This window comes from Pseudomonas sp. GW821-FHT02A11 (assembly GCF_059421985.1).
Window position 1 is genome coordinate 22,098 of sequence record NZ_JBWKWB010000028.1, and the last position, 23,662, is coordinate 45,759.

Consider the following 23,662-nt stretch of genomic DNA (forward strand, 5'->3'; position numbering starts at 1 on the left):
TATCGCAAGCGCTGTGCCAAACCTCGCCGCTTGATTTTGTTTATGAAAATCAATGAGTTAACAAATAGTGGATCCCGTCCGATCGTGCAGATTGCCCGTTTACGGAAAGTTCCGCTTGCAAGATGCATGTTCTGAACGAGCATTTGCGTTTCGTTCCGGCCGTAACCCCTTAATTGCACTCGAAAAAAAAGGGCCCAAACGGGCCCTTTCTCAATAACCTTGACTGCGTGCGATTAAACGCCCGATGCCTTGGCTGCCGCGACGTCCTTGATCGACAGTTTGATACGGCCGCGATTGTCCACGTCCAGTACCAGTACTTCGACTTCCTGACCTTCTTTCAGCACGTCGGTAACTTTCTCAACGCGAGCGTCGCTCAGCATGGAGATGTGCACCAGACCGTCCTTGCCAGGCAGGATGTTGACGAATGCGCCGAAGTCGACGATGCGCTCCACCTTACCGACGTAGATCTTGCCGATCTCGGCCTCAGCAGTAATACCCAGAACGCGCTGACGTGCAGCCTCAGCGGCTTCCTTGGTTTCGCCGAAGATCTTGATCGAGCCGTCGTCTTCGATGTCGATCGAAGCCTTGGTTTCTTCACAGATGGCACGGATGGTCGCGCCGCCCTTGCCGATGACGTCACGGATCTTGTCGGTGTCGATCTTCATCGCGATCATGGTCGGAGCGTTCTCCGACAGCTCAGGACGCGATTGACCGATGATCTTGTTCATCTGGCCGAGGATGTTCAGGCGAGCTTCCAGGGCCTGGCCCAGGGCGATCTCCATGATTTCTTCGGTGATGCCTTTGATCTTGATGTCCATCTGCAGTGCGGTGACGCCATTGGCGGTACCGGCCACTTTGAAGTCCATGTCGCCGAGGTGGTCTTCGTCACCCAGGATGTCGGTCAGAACAGCGAATTTCTCGCCTTCTTTAACCAGACCCATGGCGATACCGGCAACCGGTGCCTTCAGCGGAACGCCTGCGTCCATCAGGGCCAGGGAAGCGCCGCAGACCGAAGCCATGGAGCTGGAACCGTTGGACTCGGTGATTTCCGATACCACACGGATGGTGTACGGGAACGCGTCAGCAGCAGGCAGCATGGCCTGAACCGAACGGCGAGCCAGACGGCCGTGGCCGATTTCGCGACGACCAGCGCCACCCATGCGACCACACTCGCCCACCGAGAACGGAGGGAAGTTGTAGTGCAGCATGAACGGGTCTTTCTTCTCACCTTCCAGAGTGTCCAGCAACTGCGCGTCACGGGCAGTACCCAGGGTCGCTACAACCAGCGCCTGAGTTTCACCACGGGTGAACAGGGCCGAGCCGTGGGTCTTTGGCAGAACGCCGACTTCGATGTTCAGCGGACGTACGGTGCGGGTGTCGCGGCCGTCGATACGTGGCTTGCCATCAACGATGTTCTGGCGAACGGTGCGGTATTCGATTTCGCCGAATGCGGCTTTGACTTCGGAAGCCGACGGGCTGCCTTCTTCAACGGCCAGCTTGGCAACGACCTGATCCTTCAGCTCGCCCAGACGCGCGTAACGGTCGGCCTTGACGGTGATGGTGTAGGCCTCGGAGATCGCAGCACCGAACTCGGAGCGGATCGCGCCCAGCAGTTCAGTGGCTTCTGCCTGAGGCGCCCAGGTCCAGGTAGGCTTGGCAGCTTCGGCGGCCAGCTCTTTGACAGCCTTGATGACCGACTGGAATTCGTCGTGAGCGAACAGCACGGCGCCCAGCATCTGGTCTTCGGTCAGCTCTTTGGCTTCGGACTCAACCATCAGTACCGCTTCTTCGGTACCGGCAACGACCATGTCCAGGCTCGAAGCTTTCAGTTGCTCGTAGTTCGGGTTCAGCAGGTAGCCGGTGCTTTCGTGGTAAGCCACGCGAGCGGCGCCGATCGGGCCGTCGAAAGGAATGCCGGAGATCGCCAGGGCAGCCGAGGTACCGATCATTGCAGCGATGTCCGGATCGGTTTTCTTGCTGGTGGAAACGACGGTGCAGACAACCTGCACTTCGTTCATGAAACCTTCAGGAAACAGTGGGCGGATCGGACGGTCGATCAGACGCGAGGTCAGTGTTTCTTTTTCGGAAGGACGGCCTTCGCGCTTGAAGAAGCCACCTGGGATCTTGCCGGCGGCGTAGGTTTTTTCCTGGTAGTGAACAGACAGCGGGAAGAAGCCTTTACCAGCGTCTGCCTGCTTGGCGCCGACCACGGTCACGAGGACGGTGACGTCGTCGTCAACGGTGACCAATACCGCACCAGAAGCCTGACGGGCGATACGGCCTGTCTCCAGAGTGACGGTCGATTGACCGAATTGAAACTTCTTGATTACCGGGTTCACGGTTTCCTACCTTCTTTGTGGCTCTTGGGGGAACTGGTTTCTTGCGAATTCTTGGGCAGCGAGGGGAATCGGCCCGACGCCTGTCCAGATGTACGTGTATACCGAAAAAACGTGTATCCAGATAAAACTTGAGGCTGGGAGCCTGCCATGCGCCAGCGGGAAACCCTCTGACGCACGACAGACAACCAACCTCTAGCGCAATCGCTGATTAGCGACGCAGACCCAGGCGAGCGATCAGAGCGCTGTAACGGCTCACGTCCTTGCCTTTCAGGTAGTCCAGCAGCTTACGACGCTGGTTAACCATGCGGATCAGACCACGACGGGAGTGGTGATCCTTACCGTTGGCCTTGAAGTGACCTTGCAGTTTGTTGATGTTGTGGGTCAGCAGTGCAACTTGCACTTCTGGCGAACCAGTGTCACCAACAGCTTGCTGGTAGTCAGCTACGATTTGAGCCTTTTCTTGAACGTCGAGAGCCATGTGGCAATCCTTCTATCAGGAAACTGTTTCAAAGAAACAGCTTCAACAGGCCAGGGACAAATCCCTGTATCTATAAATGAGGAGTGACCATGCCTGTTAACAGCCACCCTCGTACCGCCGCGCCGGGAGACCCCCGACTCGACGGGTCCGGTCACTCTGACCGAATCAGTCGACGTGGCGCAATGCGCCCGTCTTCACTCACTTCACCGATCCCGATGAAGCGTCCTTCATGATCCTGCACCCGCACCATGCCGAATTTCGGCGCATCCGGTGCGCGGACTGGCTGACCATGCAACCAGTAGAACGAACTGTGCTCGGAAAACTTCAGCAACGGCCAGTCGAGCAAACCGCTGTCGGACGGCATCAGGAAGCGATCGACCGCTTCGTTGCCACCTTCGGCGTGCACGGCTTCCAGCTCTTCGAGCGTGACCGTCTGGGCCAGCGTGAAGGGGCCGGCGTGAGTGCGGCGCAGTTCTGCGACGTAAGCACCACAGCCGAGCTTCTCACCAATATCCTCCACCAGGGTCCGAATATAAGTGCCTTTGCTGCAGCCAACCGACAGTCGAGCGGTCTCGCCTTCGCTCGCCAGTAATTCCAGGCGCGCAATAGTAACAGAACGCGCCTCGCGCTCCACCACTTCCCCTGCGCGCGCCAGTTTGTACAACGGCTGGCCATCACGCTTGAGGGCGGAGTACATCGGCGGTATCTGACTGATATTCCCGCGAAAATCGGGCAGTACAGCCTCGATATCGGCGCGACCAACGGTCACCGGGCGAGTTTGTAACACGTCGCCTTCAGCGTCTGCCGTGGTGGTAGTCTTGCCCAGCTGCATCAGGGTTTCGTAACCCTTGTCGGAATCGAGCAGGTACTGGGAGAACTTGGTCGCCTCCCCGAAGCACAACGGCAGCACGCCGGTGGCCAATGGGTCGAGGCTACCGGTGTGGCCGGCCTTTTCCGCGTTGAGCAACCAGCGAACCTTCTGCAAGGCAGCATTGGAGGTGAAGCCCAGCGGCTTGTCGAGCAGGATGATGCCGCTGACGTTACGGCGGATACGCTTGACCTGAGCCACGCCGCTACTCCTCCGAGGCATCTTGCTTGGAAGCTTGGTCGTGCTGGTTGTCTTCAGCCACCGCGCGCTCGATCAGCGCCGACAGGTGAGCACCGCGCGATACGCTTTCGTCGTAATGGAAGTGCAACTGAGGCACGCTGCGCAGCTTCATTTCACGACCCAGCTGCATGCGCAGGAAGCCTGCGGCGGAGTTCAGCACCTTGAGCGTCTGTGAGATATCTTCCGCGCCTTCGACTCCCATCACGGTGATGAAGATCTTCGCGTGACCGACATCACGACTGACGTCGACGGCAGTGATGGTGACCAGACCCACGCGTGGGTCCTTGACTTCACGACGGATCAGTTGCGCCAGCTCGCGCTGCATCTGATCGCCGATACGTTGGGTACGGCTGTATTCTTTTGCCATGTCTTGTTACCTGCTGCTGCCACCCAGCGGTGCTGCGTGGTCTGAAAGCGGCAAACGCCCGGCCTGGCAGAAGCCGGACCGGGCGTTGCGTTTAGAGTCCATAACGGGCGCTGGGCATTTTCATGCGGCGACTGCCAGGATTCCTGAAGCTCGCGATTTAGAGGCTGCGAGCCACTTGGACCTTCTCGAAGACTTCGATCTTGTCGCCGACCTTGACGTCGTTGTAGCTCTTGACGCCGATACCGCATTCCATGCCGTTACGCACTTCGGAAGCGTCATCCTTGAAGCGGCGCAGGGATTCCAGCTCGCCTTCGAAGATAACGATGTCTTCACGCAGTACGCGGATCGGACGGTTACGGTAAACGGTACCTTCGACGACCATACAGCCGGCGATCGCACCGAATTTCGGCGAGCGGAACACGTCACGCACTTCGGCGATACCCAGGATGTTCTCCCGGACGTCGCTGCCAAGCATGCCGGTGAGGGCCTTCTTGACGTCTTCGATGATGTCGTAGATGACGTTGTAGTAACGCATGTCCAGACCTTCCTGCTCGACGATCTTGCGCGCGCCAGCATCAGCACGCACGTTGAAGCCAAACAGAACAGCGTTGGAAGCCAGCGCCAGGTTGGCATCGCTCTCGGTGATACCACCGACGCCGCCGCCCACTACACGTACCTGCACTTCGTCGTTGCCCAGGCCGTTCAAAGCGCCCTGCAAAGCTTCAAGAGAACCACGGACGTCGGATTTGAGGACGATGTTGAGCGTCTTCTTCTCTTCCTGCCCCATGTTCTCGAAGATGTTTTCCAGCTTGCCGGCGTGAGCACGGGCCAGCTTGACTTCGCGGAACTTGCCTTGACGGAACAGAGCCACTTCGCGGGCTTTCTTCTCGTCAGCCACAACGCTCATCTCATCGCCAGCATCTGGCGTACCGTCCAGGCCGAGAATCTCGACAGGGATGGATGGACCGGCTTCCTTGATAGGCTTGCCGTTCTCATCGAGCATGGCGCGAACGCGACCGTAGTTCGAACCGACCAGGACCATATCGCCCTGACGCAGCGTGCCGTCCTGAACCAGAACAGTCGCCACAGGACCACGGCCCTTGTCAAGACGGGACTCGACCACAACACCACGGCCAGGAGCCGACGGGGTTGCAACCAGTTCCAGAACTTCGGCCTGCAGCAGAACGGCTTCGAGCAGCTCGTCGACGCCAGTACCGACTTTCGCCGAGACCGGAACGAATGGCGTGTCACCACCCCACTCTTCGGACGTTACGCCGTGAGCCGACAGCTCACTGCGGATACGGTCCAGGTCAGCGCCGGGCTTGTCGATCTTGTTGACCGCGACCACCAGCGGAACACCGGCAGCCTGTGCGTGTTGCACGGCTTCGATGGTCTGCGGCATCACGCCGTCGTCAGCGGCGACAACCAGAATCACGATGTCGGTGGCCTTGGCACCACGAGCACGCATGGCGGTAAACGCGGCGTGACCTGGGGTGTCGAGGAACGTCACCATGCCACGCTCGGTTTCGACGTGGTATGCACCGATGTGCTGGGTGATCCCGCCGGCTTCGCCAGCAGCAACCTTGGCACGACGGATGTAGTCGAGCAGCGACGTCTTACCGTGGTCAACGTGGCCCATTACGGTCACGACCGGTGCACGGGAGAACGTCTCGCCTTCGAACTTCAGCGACTCGGCCAGGGAATCTTCCAGGGCGGTGTCGCTGACCAGGGTCACTTTGTGGCCCAGTTCTTCGGCGACCAGCTGAGCAGTTTCCTGATCCAGAACCTGGTTGATGGTCGCTGGAGTACCCAGCTTGAACATGAACTTGATGATCTCAGCGGCCTTGACCGACATCTGTTGAGCGAGGTCGCCCACAGTGATGGTCTCGCCGATCTTCACTTCACGAATCACAGGACCGGTAGGGTTCTGGAAGCCGTGCGCATTGCGCTTCTTCAGTTTGGCCTTGCCACGACCGCCACGACGGAAGCCATCGCTTTCTTCGTCGGTGGTACGTGGAGCAACCCGTGGGGCTGGCGCCTTTTCCTTGACCGAAGCGCGATGCGGAGCGTTTTTGCGCTCGCCATCGCCACCACCGCCGCCGCGACGGTTGTTCTCGTCGGCACGTGGCTTGTCAGGACGACGTGGTTCGTCGCGCTTGCGAGCGTCTGCCGCTGGAGCAGGAGCCGCCACAGGCGCTTCCTGAACAGCTTCGACAGCCACGGGTGCAGCCGCCTGAGGTGCAGGAGCGGCAACCGCTTCTGCAGCTTGGGCAGCAGGAGCAGGCTGACGGCGTGCTTCTTCTTCGGCACGCAGACGGGCTTCTTCTTCAGCCTTCTGGCGTGCAGCGTTTTCTACTGCACGACGCTCGTCTTGCTCGCGCTTGCGCTCGGCTTCGATTTCTTCCGGGCTGCGTTGTACAAAGACTTTCTTTTTACGTACTTCAACGCTGATGCTCTTGCTGCCAGCAACGCGCAACGTACTGGTGGTTTTACGCTGCAAAGTGATCTTGCGCGGTTCTTCCACTTTCGCCTTGTGGCTGCTCTTCAAGTGCGTCAGCAAAGACTGCTTCTCACTATCGCTCACACCTTCATCGGCGGCGGTGTGCGGCAGACCTGCCTCACGCATCTGCTGCAACAGGCGCTCAACCGGTGTTTTGACCTCATCGGCCAGTTGTTTCACCGTGACTTGCGTCATGCACTTCTCTCCTCAGGCCGCGCCTAGTTACTCGAACCAATGGGCTCGGGCGGCCATGATCAACTTGCCGGCACGATCATCGTCAATGCCGTCGATGTCGAGCAGATCGTCAATAGACTGCTCGGCCAGGTCTTCGCGGGTAATTACGCCGCGCACCGCCAGTTCCATCGCCAAATCCTTGTCCATACCCTCAAGCGAGAGCAGGTCTTCGGCCGGATGGGCGTCTGCCAGCTTTTCCTCTGTAGCGATGGCTTTGGTCAACAAACGATCCTTGGCACGAGCGCGAAGCTCGTTGACGATGTCTTCGTCAAAGCCGTCGATGTTGAGCATTTCTTCCAACGGTACGTAGGCAATCTCTTCCAGGCTGGTGAAGCCTTCGTCTACCAGCACCTGAGCCAATTCTTCGTCGACTTCCAGCTCGTCGATGAAGTTGCGCAGGATGTCACCGGTTTCCGCTTGCTGCTTGGCCTGGATGTCCGACTCGGTCATCACGTTCAGGGTCCAGCCGGTCAACTGACTGGCAAGACGAACGTTCTGACCGCCACGGCCAATCGCCTGGGCCAGATTGTCTGCACCTACAGCGATATCCATGGCATGGGCGTCTTCATCAACGATGATCGCTGCAACTTCCGCAGGCGACATGGCGTTGATGACGAACTGTGCCGGGTTGTCGTCCCACAGGACGATATCTACACGCTCGCCGCCCAACTCGCCGGAAACAGCCTGAACACGCGAACCGCGCATGCCGATGCAGGCGCCTTGCGGGTCGATGCGTTTGTCCTTGGAGCGAACTGCGATTTTTGCACGCGATCCTGGATCACGGGAGGCAGCCATCACCTCGATGAGACCTTCGGCGATTTCCGGAACTTCGATCCGGAACAGCTCGATCAGCATCTCTGGCGCGGTGCGCGACAGGATCAGCTGAGGGCCGCGGTTTTCAGTGCGGATTTCTTTGAGCAATGCACGAACGCGGACACCGACGCGGAAAGTTTCCCGCGAAATGATGTCTTCACGCGCCAGCAGCGCCTCGGCATTGTTACCCAGGTCGACGATGACATTGTCACGTGTAACTTTTTTAACAGTACCGGAAATGATTTCGCCCAGACGCTCACGATAAGCGTCCACCACCTGGGCGCGCTCGGCTTCGCGGACTTTCTGCACGATGACCTGCTTGGCGGTCTGGGCAGCGATGCGGCCGAACTCGATGGATTCGATCTTTTCTTCTACAACCTCACCGACCTTGGCGCCCGGATGCGTCTGGGCAACCTTGCTCGGCCAGGTTTCAATGGCCGGATCGTCAAGATCGTCTTCTTCGACGACCGTCCAGCGACGGAACGTCTCATAGGCACCCGTGTGGCGATTGATTTCCACACGAAGGTCCACTTCGTCTTCAAAACGCTTTTTGGTGGCCGTGGCCAACGCAATTTCCAGCGCTTCAAAAATCACACCGGCCGGTACGCCTTTTTCATTGGATACCGACTCAACAACCAGCAGTACTTCTTTGCTCATCGTACGCCTCGCCTTTCGCAAGCCATTGGATCCGCGGGATCCGCAGTATCTGGCACGTCTCAGTCAAACGTGGGAATAATGTTGGCTTTGTCGATCAGATCGATCGGCAACAGGTATTCATGGGCATCCACTTGCACCACGACATCCTGCTCCTCCACCCCGCGGAGAAGGCCTTGAAAGTTACGTCGACCGTCGAAGGGCGAACGTAGTCTTATCTTCACTTGCTCCCCGGCAAAGGCGGCAAACTGCTCGATCGTGAACAGCGGGCGTTCCATGCCAGGAGAAGAAACTTCGAGCGTATATTCGGAGCTGATCGGATCTTCTACGTCCAGAACACCGCTGATCTGACGGCTCACGATGGCACAATCGTCCACCAGCACACCGCCCTCTTTATCGATATAAACGCGCAACAGCGAGTGACGGCCCTGAGCCGAAAACTCGATACCCCAGCATTCATAGCCAAGGGCCACGATTACCGGGGCCAACAAGGCCTGCAACTGTTCTAGCTTGCTCGACACCTGAACCCCCTCGTGCATGCTGTGCAAATAAAAAATGGGCGAAGCGCCCATCATGAAAACGCCGTCGAACAGCGGCGCCATAAAGTGTCCAGCTAACAAAAAGCCCCTGAAAAGGGGCTCCGCTAAAACTGGTTGCGGGGGCTGGATTTGAACCAACGACCTTCGGGTTATGAGCCCGACGAGCTACCAGACTGCTCCACCCCGCGACAAAGCTGGGGCGGAAGTATACGACCGAACCCGTTTCGGGTCAATCCAACACATCCACCTACAAGAAAGCCCGCTACTGCGGGCTGCCTTGTTAATTGGTACCGAGAAGGGGACTCGAACCCCTACACCCTATGGGCACAACCACCTCAAGGTTGCGTGTCTACCAATTCCACCACCTCGGCATTACAACTCTATTTGCAGTCCCAATATCAACTGCGAATCCTGTGTTACTTCTGTTCTGGAGCGGCAGGAACGTCAGCTGGAGCAGCGGCTGGTTTCTGTTGCCCTTCCAGGACCGGAACATCATCTGCTGCCGGTTTTTGCTTCACTTCCAATACCGCTGGATCTGGCAAACCTACTTGAGTCAGCTGGTGAGCTTTCTCTTTAGCAAAGTAACCTAACCCCAAGCTGGTTATGAAGAAACAGGCGGCAAGTATAGCAGTAAACTTACTAAGAAAGGTAGAGGAACCTTGGCCTCCGAAGACAGTATTTGATGCACCTGCTCCGAACGACGCACCAGCGTCCGCACCTTTACCCTGCTGCAGCAATACCAGAGCAACAACGCCCAGCGCACCCAGCAGATGAAGAACGACTACGACTGTTTCCAGCATTTTTTCAGTTTCCCGCGGCGCGAATGATCGCACCGAACTCATCTGCATTCAGGGAAGCGCCACCAATGAGGCCCCCATCGATATCCGGCATGCTGAACAGCTCGACCGCATTGGCCGCCTTCACGCTGCCGCCATATAGAAGCCGCACACCTTGCGCGACCTCAGAATTCTCTTTCGCCAACTGCGCACGAATGGCTGCGTGCACCTCCTGCGCCTGTTCCGGCGAGGCCGTCAATCCGGTACCAATGGCCCAGACTGGCTCGTAGGCAATTACCGCATTCACAAACGCATCGATACCAAGCTCTTCGATGATGCTGTCGAGTTGTTGCCCGACAACTTCAAGCGTCCTGCCAGCCTGGCGCTGCTCAAGTGTTTCACCGATGCATAACACCGGAGTAAGCCCACTTGCCTGGGCCGCCGCAAATTTGCGGGCGAGGACTTCATCGCTTTCGCCCATGATCTGGCGACGCTCCGAATGACCTACAAGCACCATCTTGCAACCTGCGTCCTGCAACTGAGTCGGCGAAATCTCGCCGGTCAGCGCACCCTGACCTGCCTCGTGTGCGCAGTTCTGCGCACCCACCGAAATCGAGTGATCTTCAAAGCACTCGACAACGAAGCTGACGTGCAGGCTCGAAGGGAATACCGCAACATCGACACCTTCAGGAATGGCCATGTTCGCCAAACCTTCGACCAGCTCAGCGACGCTGGCGCAGGTACCGTGCATTTTCCAGTTACCAGCTACCATAGGGCGACGCATGCTGTACCTCGTCGGTCAAAGTGGGCGCAGATGTTACCCAACACTTTCAACACTGGCAAGCCGAAATCAGAGGCAAACTTCAGCAACCAGTTTTGCCAGCTCATCGGCATACCCGGCGACCACGTTCTGGTCTTCACCTTCGACCATTACACGCACCAGCGGCTCTGTGCCGGACTTGCGCAGCAGCACGCGACCACGACCACCCATGGCCGCCGTGACACGCTCACAGGCCTCTTTGACGGCCGGGTGCTGAACAGGGTCGACCTTGCCGCCCTCAAAGCGCACATTGACCAACACCTGCGGGCATTTCTTCAGTCCCTGACGAGACTCGGCCAGGCTCTGGCCGGTACGCTTCAAGGCCAGCAGTACCTGAAGCGCAGCGATGATCGCATCACCGGTAGTTGTGTGCTGGAAGCAGACAACGTGGCCGGAGTTCTCACCCCCCACTTGCCAGTTGCGCTCAAGCAGCTCAGCGATCACGTAACGGTCGCCCACGTTGGCGCGCACGAATGGAATGTTCAGATCCGCCAGTGCCAGCTCAAGCCCCAGATTGCTCATGAGAGTACCGACAACACCACCCTGCAAGCGCCCCCGCTCGTGCAGGTCGCGGGCGATGATGTAAAGCAGCTCGTCGCCGTCGACGATGGCGCCAGTGTGGTCGACCATCAGGACGCGATCACCATCGCCATCGAAACCAATGCCCAGGTCAGCCTTTTCAGCGACGACAGCTGCCTGCAGGCTGCCCATGTGGGTGGAGCCGCAATCGTCGTTGATGTTCAGGCCGTTCGGAGCCGCGGACAGCACGGTGACCTTGGCACCCAGTTCGCGGAACACGTTTGGCGCCACTTTGTAGGTCGCGCCATGAGCGCAGTCCACGACGATCTTGAGGCCGGCAAAATCAGTGCTCGTCGGCACGCTGCTTTTGCAGAACTCAATATAGCGACCCGCTGCGTCGTTGATGCGCGAGACCTTGCCAAGTTTTTCCGACTCGGCCACGGTCATGGGCGCATCGAGCAGCTCCTCGATCATCATCTCGATCTCGTCCGGCAACTTGGTGCCCTGGCCCGAGAAGAACTTGATGCCGTTGTCGTGATGCGGGTTATGCGATGCACTGATGACGATGCCTGCTTCCGCATGAAAGGTGCGCGTCAGGTAAGCGATCGCTGGCGTCGGCATCGGGCCGAGCAACATCACGTCAGCACCGGCAGCAGACAGGCCCGCCTCCAGCGCGGATTCGAACATGTAACCGGAGATTCGCGTGTCCTTGCCGACCAGAATGCGGCACGCGCCCATCTTGCGGAACGCCATACCGGCAGCCCAACCGAGCTTGAGCATGAAGTCCGGGGTGATCGGAAATTGACCGACACGACCACGAATGCCGTCGGTTCCGAAATATTTCTTCTTGGTCATGGATGCTCCATCCTTCTTATTTTGCCGATTCGACAGCGGCAATCATCCGCACCACGTCGACAGTTTCCGCAACATCGTGCACACGTAAAATTCTTGCCCCTTTGAGCATGGCCATCGCGGCCAATGCCAGGGCGCCGTAAAGACGCTGATCGACTGGCTTGTCGAGCACCTTGCCGATCATGCTTTTGCGCGACACACCCACCAGCAAAGGCCGACCCAGCACATTCAGGACCTCCATGTGCTTGAACAGGCTCAGGTTGTGATCGAGCGTCTTGGCAAATCCATAACCGGGGTCGAGGATGATCTTGTCAGCCGCGATGCCGGCCGCCACACAGGCGTCCATTCGCTCACGAAGGAAAGACGTCACTTCACCAATCAGATCGTCGTAGCGCGGGTCATCCTGCATGTCCGTCGGCTCGCCGCGCATGTGCATCAGGCACACCGGCAGCCCGGTCGCGACCGCAGCATCCAGCGCGCCATCACGCCGCAGCGAACGCACGTCGTTGATCAAGCCAGCGCCCAGACGTGCCGTTTCGCGAATCACTGCAGGCGTCGAGGTATCCACCGAGATAACCACATCGAGCTCACGATTGATCGCTTCGACGATCGGCGCCACCCGCTCAAGCTCCTCAACGGGAGAAACGGTGCGCGCGCCAGGACGCGTGGATTCTCCACCAACATCGATCAGCGTCGCGCCAGCCTTGACCATCGCTTCGGCATGACCCAGCGCGAGATCACGCTGCGCGAAACGACCGCCATCGGAGAACGAATCGGGGGTGATATTGAGGATTCCCATGACGTGCGTCCGGGACAAATCAAGAACCCGGTTGCCGCAAGGCAACCGGGTAGGGTACAGCGTAGAAGTCATGTCAGGCCTTAATGGTCAGCAGCAGGGCCGCCAATCGGTGTTTCCGGGCGTGGACCGACAGGGGCGGTAGGCGTACCGGAGTTACCGGTGCCACCCGACCAGTCACGCGGCTCGCGAGGGGTGCGGCCGGCCATAATGTCATCGATCTGTTCAGCGTCGATGGTTTCGTACTTCATCAGCGCGTCGGCCATCGCATCGAGCTTGTCGCGATTGTCGGTGAGGATCTGCTTTGCAGTGCCGTAGCACTGATCGATGATGCTACGCACTTCGAGATCGATCATCTTCGCGGTTTCACCCGAAAGGCTCGAACTCTGACCGCCACCACCACGACCCAGATAGCCGCCATCATCGTCTTCCGAATACATCAGCGGACCCATTTTCTCGGACAGGCCCCACTTGGTGACCATGTTTCGGGCAATCTGGCTGGCGCGCATGATGTCGTTGGAGGCACCGGTGGTCACACCGTCGAAGCCCAGCGTCATCTCTTCAGCGATACGGCCACCATACAGCGAACAGATCTGACTGATCAGGGCGCGCTTGGACAGGCTGTAGCGGTCTTCCTCAGGCAGGAACATCGTCACACCCAAGGCACGGCCGCGCGGGATAATCGAAACCTTGTAAACCGGGTCATGCTCAGGCACAACGCGACCGACGATGGCGTGACCGGCTTCGTGATAAGCGGTGTTCTGCTTCTCTTTTTCCGACATGACCATGGATTTACGCTCGGCGCCCATCATGATCTTGTCTTTGGCCAGTTCGAATTCTTTCATTTCGACGATGCGCTTGCCGACACGAGCAGCAAAAAGCGAGGCCTCGTTGACCAAGTTGGCAAGGTCGGCACCGGAGAAGCCCGGCGTACCACGCGCGATGACGGCAGCGTTGACATCATCACCCATCGGCACTTTGCGCATGTGTACTTTCAGAATCTGTTCACGACCGCGGATATCCGGCAAACCGACCACGACCTGACGGTCGAAACGGCCCGGACGCAGCAGTGCAGGGTCCAGTACGTCCGGACGGTTGGTGGCGGCGATGACGATGATGCCATCGTTCATTTCGAAGCCGTCCATCTCTACCAGCAACTGGTTGAGAGTCTGTTCACGCTCGTCGTGGCCACCGCCCATGCCTGCGCCACGATGGCGGCCAACGGCGTCGATTTCGTCGATAAAGATGATGCACGGCGCGTGCTTCTTGGCCTGCTCGAACATGTCACGAACGCGGCTTGCACCGACACCCACGAACATCTCGACGAAGTCGGAACCGGAGATGGTGAAGAACGGCACTTTCGCTTCGCCGGCAATCGCCTTGGCAAGCAAGGTTTTACCCGTACCTGGAGGACCGACCATCAGCACGCCACGTGGAATGCGACCACCCAGACGCTGGAACTTGCCCGGATCACGCAGGAATTCGACCAGCTCGCCTACTTCTTCCTTGGCCTCGTCGCAACCGGCGACGTCAGCCAGGGTGGTCTTGACCTGATCTTCAGAAAGCAGCCTCGCCTTGCTCTTGCCAAAGCTCATCGGCCCGCCTTTGCCCCCTGCACCACCTTGCATCTGGCGCATGAAAAACATGAAGACGGCGATAATTACCAGAATCGGGAAGCTGGCGACGAGCAACTGAGTCCAGATGCTCTGCTGTTCAGGCTGCTTGCCTTCGATCACAACATTGTTGTCGACGAGATCGCCGATCAGACCGTTGTCCTGAATGGCCGGACGAATGGTCTTGAAAGTGTCGCCGTCGCTGCGTTTGCCCGTGATGACGTAACCGTCCACGGCAACTTTCTCGACCTTGCCATCCTTCACCTGCTGGATGAACTCGGAGTAGTTGAGGGTCTGCGGCTCGTTCGGGCTGGAGAAGTTGTTCATCACAGTCACCAGGACTGCAGCGATGATCAACCACAGGATCAAATTCTTTGCCATATCGTTCAATTAGCTACCCTCTGAAGCAAGCTCCACGCTGGAGCGTGCCTCGCATGATATTCACCGGCCTAACTTACTACAGATCCTACAGGTGTGGCAGGCGGCGTCTGTAACCCTTTGTGAAACTTTGACTACAAGATGTTCGTTACGCTTCGTAAATAAAGCCATTTGAAAAAAGCTATGGCCCTTACTCGAAATCGCCCGGTGCCTCGTAACTGCCTTTGAAACCGCGCCCTAAAAGGTACTGCTCGCGGGAGCGATCACGGGAGGACGTCGGCTTGCGCATCTGCACCTTGTCGAACATCTTGCGCACATCCTTGTGATAGGTATCAAAGCCTTCGCCCTGGAAGATTTTGATCAGAAAATCACCACCCGGACGCAGAACTCGACCTGCAAGGTCAAGCGCCAGCTCGCAAAGGAACATGGCTCGTGGCATATCCACGGCGCTCAATCCACTCATATTGGGGGCCATATCGGAAATCACAAGGTCTACTTGTGTATTACCGATCGCCGCGAGGATCTGCTTGAACACCTCATCCTCAGTGAAATCCCCCTGAATGAAGGTCACATCGGGGATGCTGTCCATTTCCAGGATGTCGGATGCAATCAGACGGCCTTGACCACCAATCAGACGACTGGTCACCTGAGACCAGCCTCCAGGCGCCGCGCCAAGGTCGACGACGGTCATGCCAGGACGGATCAGACGATCCTTTTCCTGGATCTCCAGCAGCTTGTAGCTGGCGCGCGAACGGTAGCCGTCCTTCTGCGCCTGCTTAACGAATGGGTCGTTGAAATGTTCTCTGAGCCAGTTATGGCTGCTTTTGGAACGCTGCGCCACGGGGCACCTCGGTGATAAAGGGTCGTGATTAACTGGGCGGAGCCACGGCCCCTCGGGTAAAATGCCCGCCAATTTTACAGAATCAGACGAAAAGGGTCAGATTATGCCGCTCAATAACGAGCAGAAGAAACAATACAAATCCATTGGACATGACCTCAAGCCCGTCCTGATGGTCGCCGGCAATGGCCTGAGCGAAGGCGTGCTGGCCGAGCTTGACCGTGCTTTGGTGGATCATGAACTGATCAAGGTTCAGATCAAGCTGGAAGACCGCGACGAGCGTCGCGCCGTGATCGAAGAACTGTGCAAGCAAGGCCGTGCCGAACTGGTGCAGACCATCGGCAAAATGGCGCTGATTTACCGCAAGAACCCGCAGCCTAACAAACAGCTGTCCAACATTCACCGTTACAAGTAACGGCGAAACCCGTCAGGAGGCGCGACCTGCGCGCCTCTGAGCGGAACCTGCCCCTCATCGCAAGCCACTCCACCGGAGCGGCTCGCCACTCAATCGGTCAAATGTGCTTGACCTCAACGATCTCATACTCGATCACGCCGCTTGGGGTCTTGATCGCGACGACATCGCCCTCTTCCTTGCCAATGATCGCCCGGGCAATCGGCGCACCGACTGAAATCTTGCCCAGTTTGATGTTGGCTTCGTCCTCACCCACGATCTGGTAGGTGACCTGGTCGTCAGTCTCAACGTTGGCCAGCTCAACGGTGGTGCCGAAAATCACCTTGCCTGTATGGGCGATGGTGGTGACGTCGATCACCACCGAGTTCTGCAGACGGCCTTCGATATCGCGAATCCGCGCTTCAACCATACCCTGTTCCTCGCGGGCGGCGTGGTATTCGGCGTTTTCCTTCAGGTCGCCCAGCTCGCGAGCTTCACCAATGGCCTGGCTCAAGCGGGGACGCTCTACCTTGCTCAGGTGATGCAGCTCGTCTTCCAGGGCGCGAGCGCCCTGAACGGTCATTGGATATTTGGTAATGCTCATGCCTTCAATCCTGCATGTAGATCCTGCAAGCGACGCACGGTCTTTTCAGGACCGAATTTCAGCGCTTCACAGATGGCCTCGCCCGCAGCAATTGTGGTGGTGCAGTAAATCTTGTGCTGCAAGGCATTACGACGGATGGAGTAGGAATCGGCGATCGACTGGCGACCTTCGGTGGTGTTGATGATCAAGGTGACTTCGTCGTTCTTGATCATGTCGACCACGTGCGGGCGACCTTCGGTCACTTTGTTCACGCGACGCACTTTCAGGCCTGCCGCCTCGATCAGGCGTGCAGTACCGGCAGTGGCGACGACTTCGAAGCCCAGTTCGATCAGGCTGCGCGCAACGCCAGCCACCAGAGGCTTGTCGTCGTCACGCACGCTGATGAACGCAGTACCGCCGGTCGGCAGCACTTCGCTGGCGCCCATTTGCGCCTTGGCGAACGCCTCGCCGAAGGTGTCACCGACACCCATGACTTCACCGGTCGACTTCATCTCTGGGCCCAGGATCGGGTCCACACCCGGGAATTTGGCGAATGGGAATACCGCCTCTTTCACGCTGTAGAAGTTTGGAATGATTTCCTTGGTGAAGCCCAGTTCTTTCAGGGTTTTACCGGCCATGACGCGTGCAGCGATCATGGCCAGGGAAACACCGATGCACTTGGAAACGAACGGCACGGTACGCGAGGCACGCGGGTTCACTTCGATGACGTAGATGTCTTCGCCCTGCAGCGCCAGCTGAACGTTCATCAAGCCGACGACGCCCAGCTCCAGGGCCATTTTCTTAACCTGTTCACGCATCTCGTCCTGGATGTGTGCAGGCAGCGAGTACGGCGGCAGCGAGCATGCGGAGTCACCCGAGTGAACGCCCGCTTGTTCGATGTGCTGCATGATCGCGCCGATCACGACGTCAGTACCGTCGCAGACCGCATCCACGTCCATCTCGATGGCGCAGTTGAGGAAGTGGTCCAGCAGCACCGGGCTGTCGTTGGACACCTGAACCGCTTCACGCAGGTAGCGCTTGAGTTCTTCTTCCTGGTAGACGATTTCCATCGCACGGCCGCCCAGCACGTAGGACGGACGAACCACCAGCGGGTAACCGATCTTGGCGGCGGCACGAATCGCTTCGTCTTCGCTGCGTACAGTGGCGTTGGGCGGCTGACGCAGGTTCAAGCGCTCGACCATCTGCTGGAAGCGCTCCCGGTCTTCTGCGCGGTCGATGGCGTCAGGGCTGGTGCCGATGATCGGCACGCCAGCAGCTTCCAGAGCGCGAGCCAGTTTCAGCGGGGTCTGGCCACCGTACTGGACAATCACGCCCTTTGGCTTCTCGACGCGAACGATTTCCAGCACGTCTTCCAGGGTCACAGGCTCGAAGTACAGGCGATCGGAGGTGTCGTAGTCGGTCGATACGGTTTCCGGGTTGCAGTTGACCATGATGGTCTCGTACCCGTCGTCGCGCAGTGCCAGGGCGGCATGTACGCAGCAGTAGTCGAACTCGATGCCCTGGCCGATACGGTTAGGACCGCCGCCCAGGATCATGATTTTGTCGCGCGTCGAAGGGTTGGCTTCGCACTCTTCTTCGTACGTGGAGTACATGTACGCGGTGTCGGTGGCAAACTCGGCGGCGCAGGTGTCGACACGCTTGTAGACCGGGAAGATCTCCAGCTTGTGACGGTGGCTGCGAACGCTCTTCTCGGTCACGCCCAGCAGCTTGGCCAGACGCGCGTCGGAGAAGCCCTTGCGCTTGAGACGGAACATCACATCGCGGTCAATGGCCGACATCCCCATGGTCTTGACCTTCTCTTCTTCCTTGATCAGATCTTCGATCTGCACCAGGAACCAAGGATCGATCATGTTCATGCCGAAGATCTGCTCAACGGTCATGCCCGCGCGGAAGGCGTCGGCGACGTACCAGATGCGCTCGGCGCCCGGAACGGTCAGCTCGCGCTTGAGGATGCTCGCGCTTTCAGAGTCGCTTAGGTCCAGCTTGGGATCGAGACCGCTGACGCCCACTTCCAGACCGCGCAGGGCTTTCTGCAGGGATTCCTGGAAGGTGCGGCCGATGGCCATGACTTCACCGACCGACTTCATCTGAGTGGTCAGGCGAGCGTCAGCCTTGGAGAATTTCTCGAAGGCGAAACGTGGCAGCTTGGTAACGACGTAGTCGATGGACGGCTCGAAGGACGCCGGGGTCTTGCCGCCGGTGATGTCGTTCTGCAGCTCGTCCAGGGTGTAGCCCACTGCCAGCTTGGCGGCGACTTTGGCGATCGGAAAGCCGGTAGCCTTGGAGGCCAGTGCCGACGAACGCGATACACGCGGGTTCATCTCGATCACGACCATGCGGCCGGTGTCCGGACAGATACCGAACTGCACGTTGGAACCGCCGGTTTCGACGCCGATCTCGCGCAGCACTGCCAGCGAGGCGTTACGCAGGATCTGGTATTCCTTGTCGGTCAGGGTCTGCGCAGGGGCCACGGTGATCGAGTCACCGGTGTGCACGCCCATCGGGTCGAAGTTTTCGATGGAGCAGACGATGATGCAGTTGTCCTTTTTGTCGCGGACAACTTCCATTTCATATTCTTTCCAGCCGATCAGGGATTCGTCGATCAGCAGCTCTTTGGTTGGCGACAGGTCCAAGCCACGGGCGCAGATTTCTTCGAATTCTTCACGGTTGTACGCGATGCCGCCACCAGTGCCGCCCATGGTGAAGGACGGACGGATGATGCACGGGAAGCCCAGCTTCTCGAGGACCGCATTGGCCTCTTCCATGCTGTGGGCGATGCCGGAGCGCGGGCATTCCAGACCGATGGCCTTCATGGCCTTGTCGAAACGCGAGCGGTCTTCGGCCTTGTCGATGGTGTCAGCGTTGGCACCGATCATCTCTACGCCGAACTTCTCCAGAACGCCTTCGCGCTCCAGATCCAGGGCGCAGTTCAGAGCGGTCTGGCCACCCATGGTTGGCAGCAGTGCGTCCGGACGCTCTTTCTCGATGATCTTGGCGACGGTCGCCCACTTGATCGGCTCGATGTAGGTGGCGTCGGCCATGGCCGGGTCGGTCATGATGGTGGCCGGGTTGGAGTTCACCAGGATGACGCGGTAACCCTCTTCGCGCAGTGCCTTACAGGCCTGGGCGCCGGAGTAGTCGAATTCACAGGCCTGGCCGATCACGATCGGGCCAGCGCCAAGAATCAGGATGCTTTTAATGTCTGTACGTTTTGGCATGGGTTGTCACTCGAATCCTGTGTCAGTCGGCAAGCCGTCTTGAACATTCTCTGAGGTGGCCGGGCGGGCGTTCGGATCGAGTCCGGCTCGCCGCAGCCACCTGCTCGCTACAGTCGCACGTCAGCCGCTTAGCGGCGCTTGGCCATGGCTGTGATAAAGCGATCAAAAAGCGGCGCGACGTCGTTAGGGCCCGGGCTCGCTTCAGGGTGACCCTGGAAGCTGAACGCGTCCTTGTCGGTGCGCTCGATACCTTGCAGGGTGCCGTCGAACAGCGATTTGTGGATCGCGCGAACGTTGCCTGGCAGGGTGGCTTCGTCCACCGCAAAACCGTGGTTCTGGCTGGTGATCATGACCACGCCGGTGTCCAGATCCTGGACCGGGTGGTTGGCGCCGTGGTGGCCGTGACCCATCTTGACGGTCTTGGCACCGGAGGCCAAGGCCAGCAGTTGGTGACCCAGGCAGATGCCGAACACCGGAATTTCGGTTTGCAGCACGTCCTTGATCGCCTGGATCGCGTAGTCGCAAGGCTCAGGATCGCCTGGGCCGTTGGACAGGAACACGCCATCCGGATTCAGTGCCAGCACTTCGCTCGCTGGGGTCTGGGCAGGCACCACGGTCACGCGGCAGCCGCGCTCGACCAGCATGCGCAGGATGTTGGTCTTGACGCCGTAGTCGTAGGCCACGACGTTGTACGGCAGGTCAGCGGCAGCGATTTCCGGATGGCTGTCGGTTTTCAGGCTCCAGACGCTGGAGCGCCATTCGTAGCTTTCCTTGGTGCTGACTTCTTTCGCCAGATCCATGCCTTTGAGGCCCGGGAAGCCGCGAGCAGCAGCGATGGCGGCTTCTTCGGAGATGTTGTCGCCGGCCATGATGCAGCCGTTCTGTGCGCCTTTCTCACGCAGGATGCGGGTCAGGCGGCGGGTGTCGATGCCGGCGATGGCGACGACGTTGTTGGCTTTCAGATAGTCAGCCAGGGACATCTTGTTACGCCAGTTGCTCGCTACCAGTGGCAGGTCACGAATCACCAGACCCGCCGACCACACGCGGTCGGACTCGGCGTCTTCCGGCGTGGTGCCGGTGTTGCCGATGTGAGGGTAAGTCAGGGTGACGATTTGCTGGGCATAGGAAGGATCGGTAAGGATTTCCTGATAGCCGGTCATTGCGGTGTTGAACACCACCTCACCAACGGTTTGACCGTCGGCTCCAATGGCTTCGCCGCGAAAAATGCTGCCATCAGCAAGGGCGAGTATGGCTGGCTTAGTCAAGAAGACCTCCCGTAATAAAGCCTGAAAGGGCGATCGCAGGTTGTAAAAAAGCGGAATGACGTATTGACACGTCACCCCGCTTTTTTTCATCGAATTATCTGCGCGCTTTTAGTGGACACACTAAAGCTGTAGCTTACAGAAAAATGCTTTTTTAATCCACCGCTAAAACGCCTTCAAGGCTGGAGAATGCGACAGGATATCGCGTAGCGGTTAAAACTGCGGGCAGGATACAGGGAAACCCCCTTCTCCGCCCGCTTTGTTGCGTCAGTTGCCGATGCAGCTCGGGGAAAAATCAGTGCAGATCGAGTACATCCTGCATGTCGTACAAACCTGCCGCCTTGCCATCGAGCCACAATGCCGCACGTACCGCGCCCTTGGCGAAGGTCATGCGGCTTGAGGCCTTGTGGGTGATCTCCAGACGCTCGCCTTCAGCGGCGAACAGCACCGTGTGATCGCCCACCACATCACCACCGCGGACCGTGGCAAAGCCGATGGTCTCGCGCTCGCGCACGCCGGTGTAGCCTTCACGCCCGTAGACCGCGACCTTGCTCAGGTCACGCCCCAGCGCATTGGCAACCACCTCACCCATGCTCACCGCCGTTCCCGAAGGCGCATCGACCTTGTTGCGATGATGCGCTTCGATGATCTCGATATCGGCGTCTTCACCCATCACCCGCGCCGCCAGATCCAGCAGTTTGAACGACAGGTTCACGCCCACGCTGAAATTGGAAGCGAAGACGATCGGGATGTCCTTGCTGGCTTCGAGCAGCGTGTGTTTTTGCTCGGCGTTCAGCCCTGTGGTGCCGATCACCATGGCCTTGCCCGCCTTGCGGCAGGACGCCAAGTTTTTCAGCATCACCTCAGGCAGCGTGAAGTCGATCAGCACGTCGAACTCGTCGAGCACCTGCTCCAGGTGACCGGTCAGCTGCACACCGATGCGACCCAGCGACGCAAGCTCACCCGCGTCAGCGCCGATCATGGTGCTGCCAGGACGAACGACCGCCGCCGTCAGCCCGGCCTGCGGGGCGCGCAGTTGCACGGCCTCGATCAGGTTCTTGCCCATGCGCCCGGCAGCGCCCATCACAGCAATACGTCGCATGCCCTGCTCCTTAGAGGTCGCCGAAGAAACGCTTCACGCCTTCGAACCAGCCGCTGGCCTTGGGCGAGTGCGAGCTGTCCCCTTCAAGGGAGGCACGCAGCTCTTCGAGCAATTCACGCTGACGACGGCTCAGGTTGACCGGAGTCTCTACCGCCACGCGGCACATCAGATCGCCCGCACCACCACCGCGCACAGGGGCAACGCCCTTGCCACGCAGACGGAACTGCTTGCCGGTTTGAGTGCCTTCCGGGATCTTCAGCTTGACGCGACCGTCCAGCGTCGGCACTTCCAGCTCGCCACCCAGTGCGGCGTCGGTGAAGCTGATCGGCACTTCGCAGTACAGATGCTTGCCGTCGCGCTGAAAAATATCGTGCTCGCGGACATTGATAACCACGTACAGGTCGCCCGTCGGACCACCTTGAACGCCCGCCTCACCTTCACCAGACAGACGAATGCGATCGCCCGTATCGACACCGGCCGGCACCTTGACCGACAGGGTCTTGTATTCCTCGACACGGCCTTCGCCATGGCAGGAATCGCAAGGGTCGGAGATGATCTTGCCGTTGCCGTGGCAACGCGGGCAGGTCTGCTGAACAGAGAAAAAGCCTTGCTGCATGCGCACTTGGCCGATACCGCCACAGGTCGGGCAGGTGACTGGCGAGGAGCCTTTCTTGGCACCGCTGCCATCGCACGGCTTGCAGTTCACCAGCGTCGGCACGCGAATGCTGACAGTGGTGCCGCGCACGGCTTCTTCGAGGTTTAGCTCGAGGGTGTAACGCAGGTCGCTGCCACGCTGAGCGCCGCCACGACCGCCGCCACCGGCACGGCCACCGCCGAAGAAATCACTGAAGACATCGCCGAAAATATCGGAGAAGTTCGCGCCGCCGCCACCGAAGCCGCCACCACCCATGCCCTGATCCACGCCGGCATGACCGTACTGGTCATAGGCCGCGCGCTTGCTGGCATCGGACAGCACTTCGTAAGCCTCATTGGCTTCCTTGAAAGCGTCTTCCGAGGCTTTGTCGCCCGGATTGCGGTCAGGGTGATATTTCATCGCGAGACGACGGTATGCCTTTTTCAGGTCCGCCTCGCTGGAGCCGCGCTCCACCCCCAGTACTTCGTAATAATCACGCTTTGACATAAGTTTTCTGCACTCTTGAGGACGTCCGACACCACCCTCCTGAGCGTGCCGAACTCGTTGAGCCCCTTTCAGGCCCGGACCCAACTCACGTCAATTCAACGATCCTGGTCTTGGTTCAACGGCCTTCGATCGACCGAGTAAAGCGGCAGAACAAGCCGGTTTGCAGGAGCATCCGGCTTTGCCACGGGGCCCGCGAATCGACGTGCGCGAGCCGTGAAATTTTGGGTGTTCCAGACACACCAACGCGGGAGCAAGCTCCCGCGCGGCGACATCCTACCAGCGACCACTCGAAAGTGGTCAACCGGCGATCAAGTGAGCCA

The 23,662-nt window shown here is 58.9% G+C and carries 19 protein-coding genes and 2 tRNA genes; 1 reads left to right on the forward strand and 20 read right to left on the reverse strand.

What is annotated here, in order from left to right; genetic code table 11:
• Positions 1-233: 233 nt before the first annotated feature.
• The 15 genes from pnp to rlmE all read right to left on the reverse strand — a co-directional run bounded on the left by pnp (position 234) and on the right by rlmE (position 15,627).
• Positions 234-2,339, reverse strand: coding sequence for a polyribonucleotide nucleotidyltransferase (pnp, locus tag AC07V9_RS25830; protein ID WP_495018469.1), 2,106 nt, complete (start codon positions 2,337-2,339; stop codon positions 234-236).
• 208 nt (positions 2,340-2,547) lie between these two features.
• Positions 2,548-2,817: a 30S ribosomal protein S15 gene (gene rpsO / locus AC07V9_RS25835; RefSeq protein ID WP_003197723.1), complete on the reverse strand. Its 270-nt coding sequence runs from the start codon at positions 2,815-2,817 to the stop codon at positions 2,548-2,550.
• 151 nt (positions 2,818-2,968) lie between these two features.
• Positions 2,969-3,886, reverse strand: coding sequence for a tRNA pseudouridine(55) synthase TruB (truB, locus tag AC07V9_RS25840; RefSeq protein ID WP_495018470.1), 918 nt, complete (start codon positions 3,884-3,886; stop codon positions 2,969-2,971).
• Between the two features lie 4 nt (positions 3,887-3,890).
• Entirely contained in the window at positions 3,891-4,292 is a 402-nt protein-coding gene (gene rbfA / locus AC07V9_RS25845; RefSeq protein WP_495018471.1) for a 30S ribosome-binding factor RbfA, read from the reverse strand.
• Between the two features lie 157 nt (positions 4,293-4,449).
• Positions 4,450-6,987, reverse strand: a complete 2,538-nt coding sequence (gene infB, locus AC07V9_RS25850; RefSeq protein ID WP_495018472.1) for a translation initiation factor IF-2 — start codon at positions 6,985-6,987, stop codon at positions 4,450-4,452.
• Between the two features lie 27 nt (positions 6,988-7,014).
• Positions 7,015-8,496, reverse strand: coding sequence for a transcription termination factor NusA (nusA, locus tag AC07V9_RS25855; protein ID WP_495018473.1), 1,482 nt, complete (start codon positions 8,494-8,496; stop codon positions 7,015-7,017).
• 59 nt (positions 8,497-8,555) lie between these two features.
• Positions 8,556-9,014: a ribosome maturation factor RimP gene (gene rimP / locus AC07V9_RS25860; protein WP_495018502.1), complete on the reverse strand. Its 459-nt coding sequence runs from the start codon at positions 9,012-9,014 to the stop codon at positions 8,556-8,558.
• A gap of 129 nt (positions 9,015-9,143) precedes the next feature.
• Positions 9,144-9,220: transfer RNA gene (locus AC07V9_RS25865), tRNA-Met, on the reverse strand.
• A gap of 97 nt (positions 9,221-9,317) precedes the next feature.
• A tRNA-Leu gene (locus AC07V9_RS25870) sits at positions 9,318-9,403 on the reverse strand.
• A 45-nt stretch (positions 9,404-9,448) separates the two neighbouring features.
• Complete coding sequence (gene secG / locus AC07V9_RS25875) at positions 9,449-9,832, reverse strand: preprotein translocase subunit SecG (protein WP_166597059.1); 384 nt, start codon at positions 9,830-9,832, stop codon at positions 9,449-9,451.
• Positions 9,833-9,836: 4 nt separating this feature from the next.
• The gene (gene tpiA, locus AC07V9_RS25880; RefSeq protein ID WP_495018474.1) at positions 9,837-10,592 is read right to left on the reverse strand and encodes a triose-phosphate isomerase; all 756 of its coding nucleotides are present in this window, start codon (positions 10,590-10,592) and stop codon (positions 9,837-9,839) included.
• Between the two features lie 66 nt (positions 10,593-10,658).
• Complete coding sequence (gene glmM, locus AC07V9_RS25885) at positions 10,659-12,002, reverse strand: phosphoglucosamine mutase (RefSeq protein ID WP_495018475.1); 1,344 nt, start codon at positions 12,000-12,002, stop codon at positions 10,659-10,661.
• Between the two features lie 16 nt (positions 12,003-12,018).
• Positions 12,019-12,870, reverse strand: a complete 852-nt coding sequence (gene folP / locus AC07V9_RS25890) for a dihydropteroate synthase (protein ID WP_495018476.1) — start codon at positions 12,868-12,870, stop codon at positions 12,019-12,021.
• Positions 12,871-12,878: 8 nt separating this feature from the next.
• Complete coding sequence (gene ftsH / locus AC07V9_RS25895; protein WP_495018477.1) at positions 12,879-14,789, reverse strand: ATP-dependent zinc metalloprotease FtsH; 1,911 nt, start codon at positions 14,787-14,789, stop codon at positions 12,879-12,881.
• A gap of 187 nt (positions 14,790-14,976) precedes the next feature.
• The gene (gene rlmE / locus AC07V9_RS25900; protein ID WP_495018478.1) at positions 14,977-15,627 is read right to left on the reverse strand and encodes a 23S rRNA (uridine(2552)-2'-O)-methyltransferase RlmE; all 651 of its coding nucleotides are present in this window, start codon (positions 15,625-15,627) and stop codon (positions 14,977-14,979) included.
• 103 nt (positions 15,628-15,730) lie between these two features.
• On the opposite strand from rlmE, the gene yhbY reads away from it, so the two are divergent.
• Positions 15,731-16,039 carry a ribosome assembly RNA-binding protein YhbY gene (yhbY, locus tag AC07V9_RS25905; RefSeq protein WP_093465544.1) on the forward strand — a complete coding sequence of 103 codons (309 nt, stop codon included), beginning with the start codon at positions 15,731-15,733 and terminating at the stop codon, positions 16,037-16,039.
• Positions 16,040-16,136: 97 nt separating this feature from the next.
• On the opposite strand, the gene greA is transcribed toward yhbY, so the two are convergent.
• From greA to dnaJ, 5 genes are all read right to left on the reverse strand, one after another.
• Positions 16,137-16,613, reverse strand: a complete 477-nt coding sequence (gene greA / locus AC07V9_RS25910; RefSeq protein WP_495018503.1) for a transcription elongation factor GreA — start codon at positions 16,611-16,613, stop codon at positions 16,137-16,139.
• 2 nt (positions 16,614-16,615) lie between these two features.
• Positions 16,616-19,837 carry a carbamoyl-phosphate synthase large subunit gene (gene carB, locus AC07V9_RS25915; RefSeq protein WP_495018479.1) on the reverse strand — a complete coding sequence of 1,074 codons (3,222 nt, stop codon included), beginning with the start codon at positions 19,835-19,837 and terminating at the stop codon, positions 16,616-16,618.
• Between the two features lie 128 nt (positions 19,838-19,965).
• Positions 19,966-21,102, reverse strand: coding sequence for a glutamine-hydrolyzing carbamoyl-phosphate synthase small subunit (gene carA / locus AC07V9_RS25920; protein WP_495018480.1), 1,137 nt, complete (start codon positions 21,100-21,102; stop codon positions 19,966-19,968).
• 292 nt (positions 21,103-21,394) lie between these two features.
• Positions 21,395-22,201 (reverse strand): 4-hydroxy-tetrahydrodipicolinate reductase, encoded by an 807-nt coding sequence (gene dapB / locus AC07V9_RS25925; protein WP_495018481.1) that lies wholly within the window; start codon positions 22,199-22,201, stop codon positions 21,395-21,397.
• A 10-nt stretch (positions 22,202-22,211) separates the two neighbouring features.
• Complete coding sequence (gene dnaJ / locus AC07V9_RS25930; protein ID WP_495018482.1) at positions 22,212-23,342, reverse strand: molecular chaperone DnaJ; 1,131 nt, start codon at positions 23,340-23,342, stop codon at positions 22,212-22,214.
• Between the last annotated feature and the right edge of the window lie 320 nt (positions 23,343-23,662).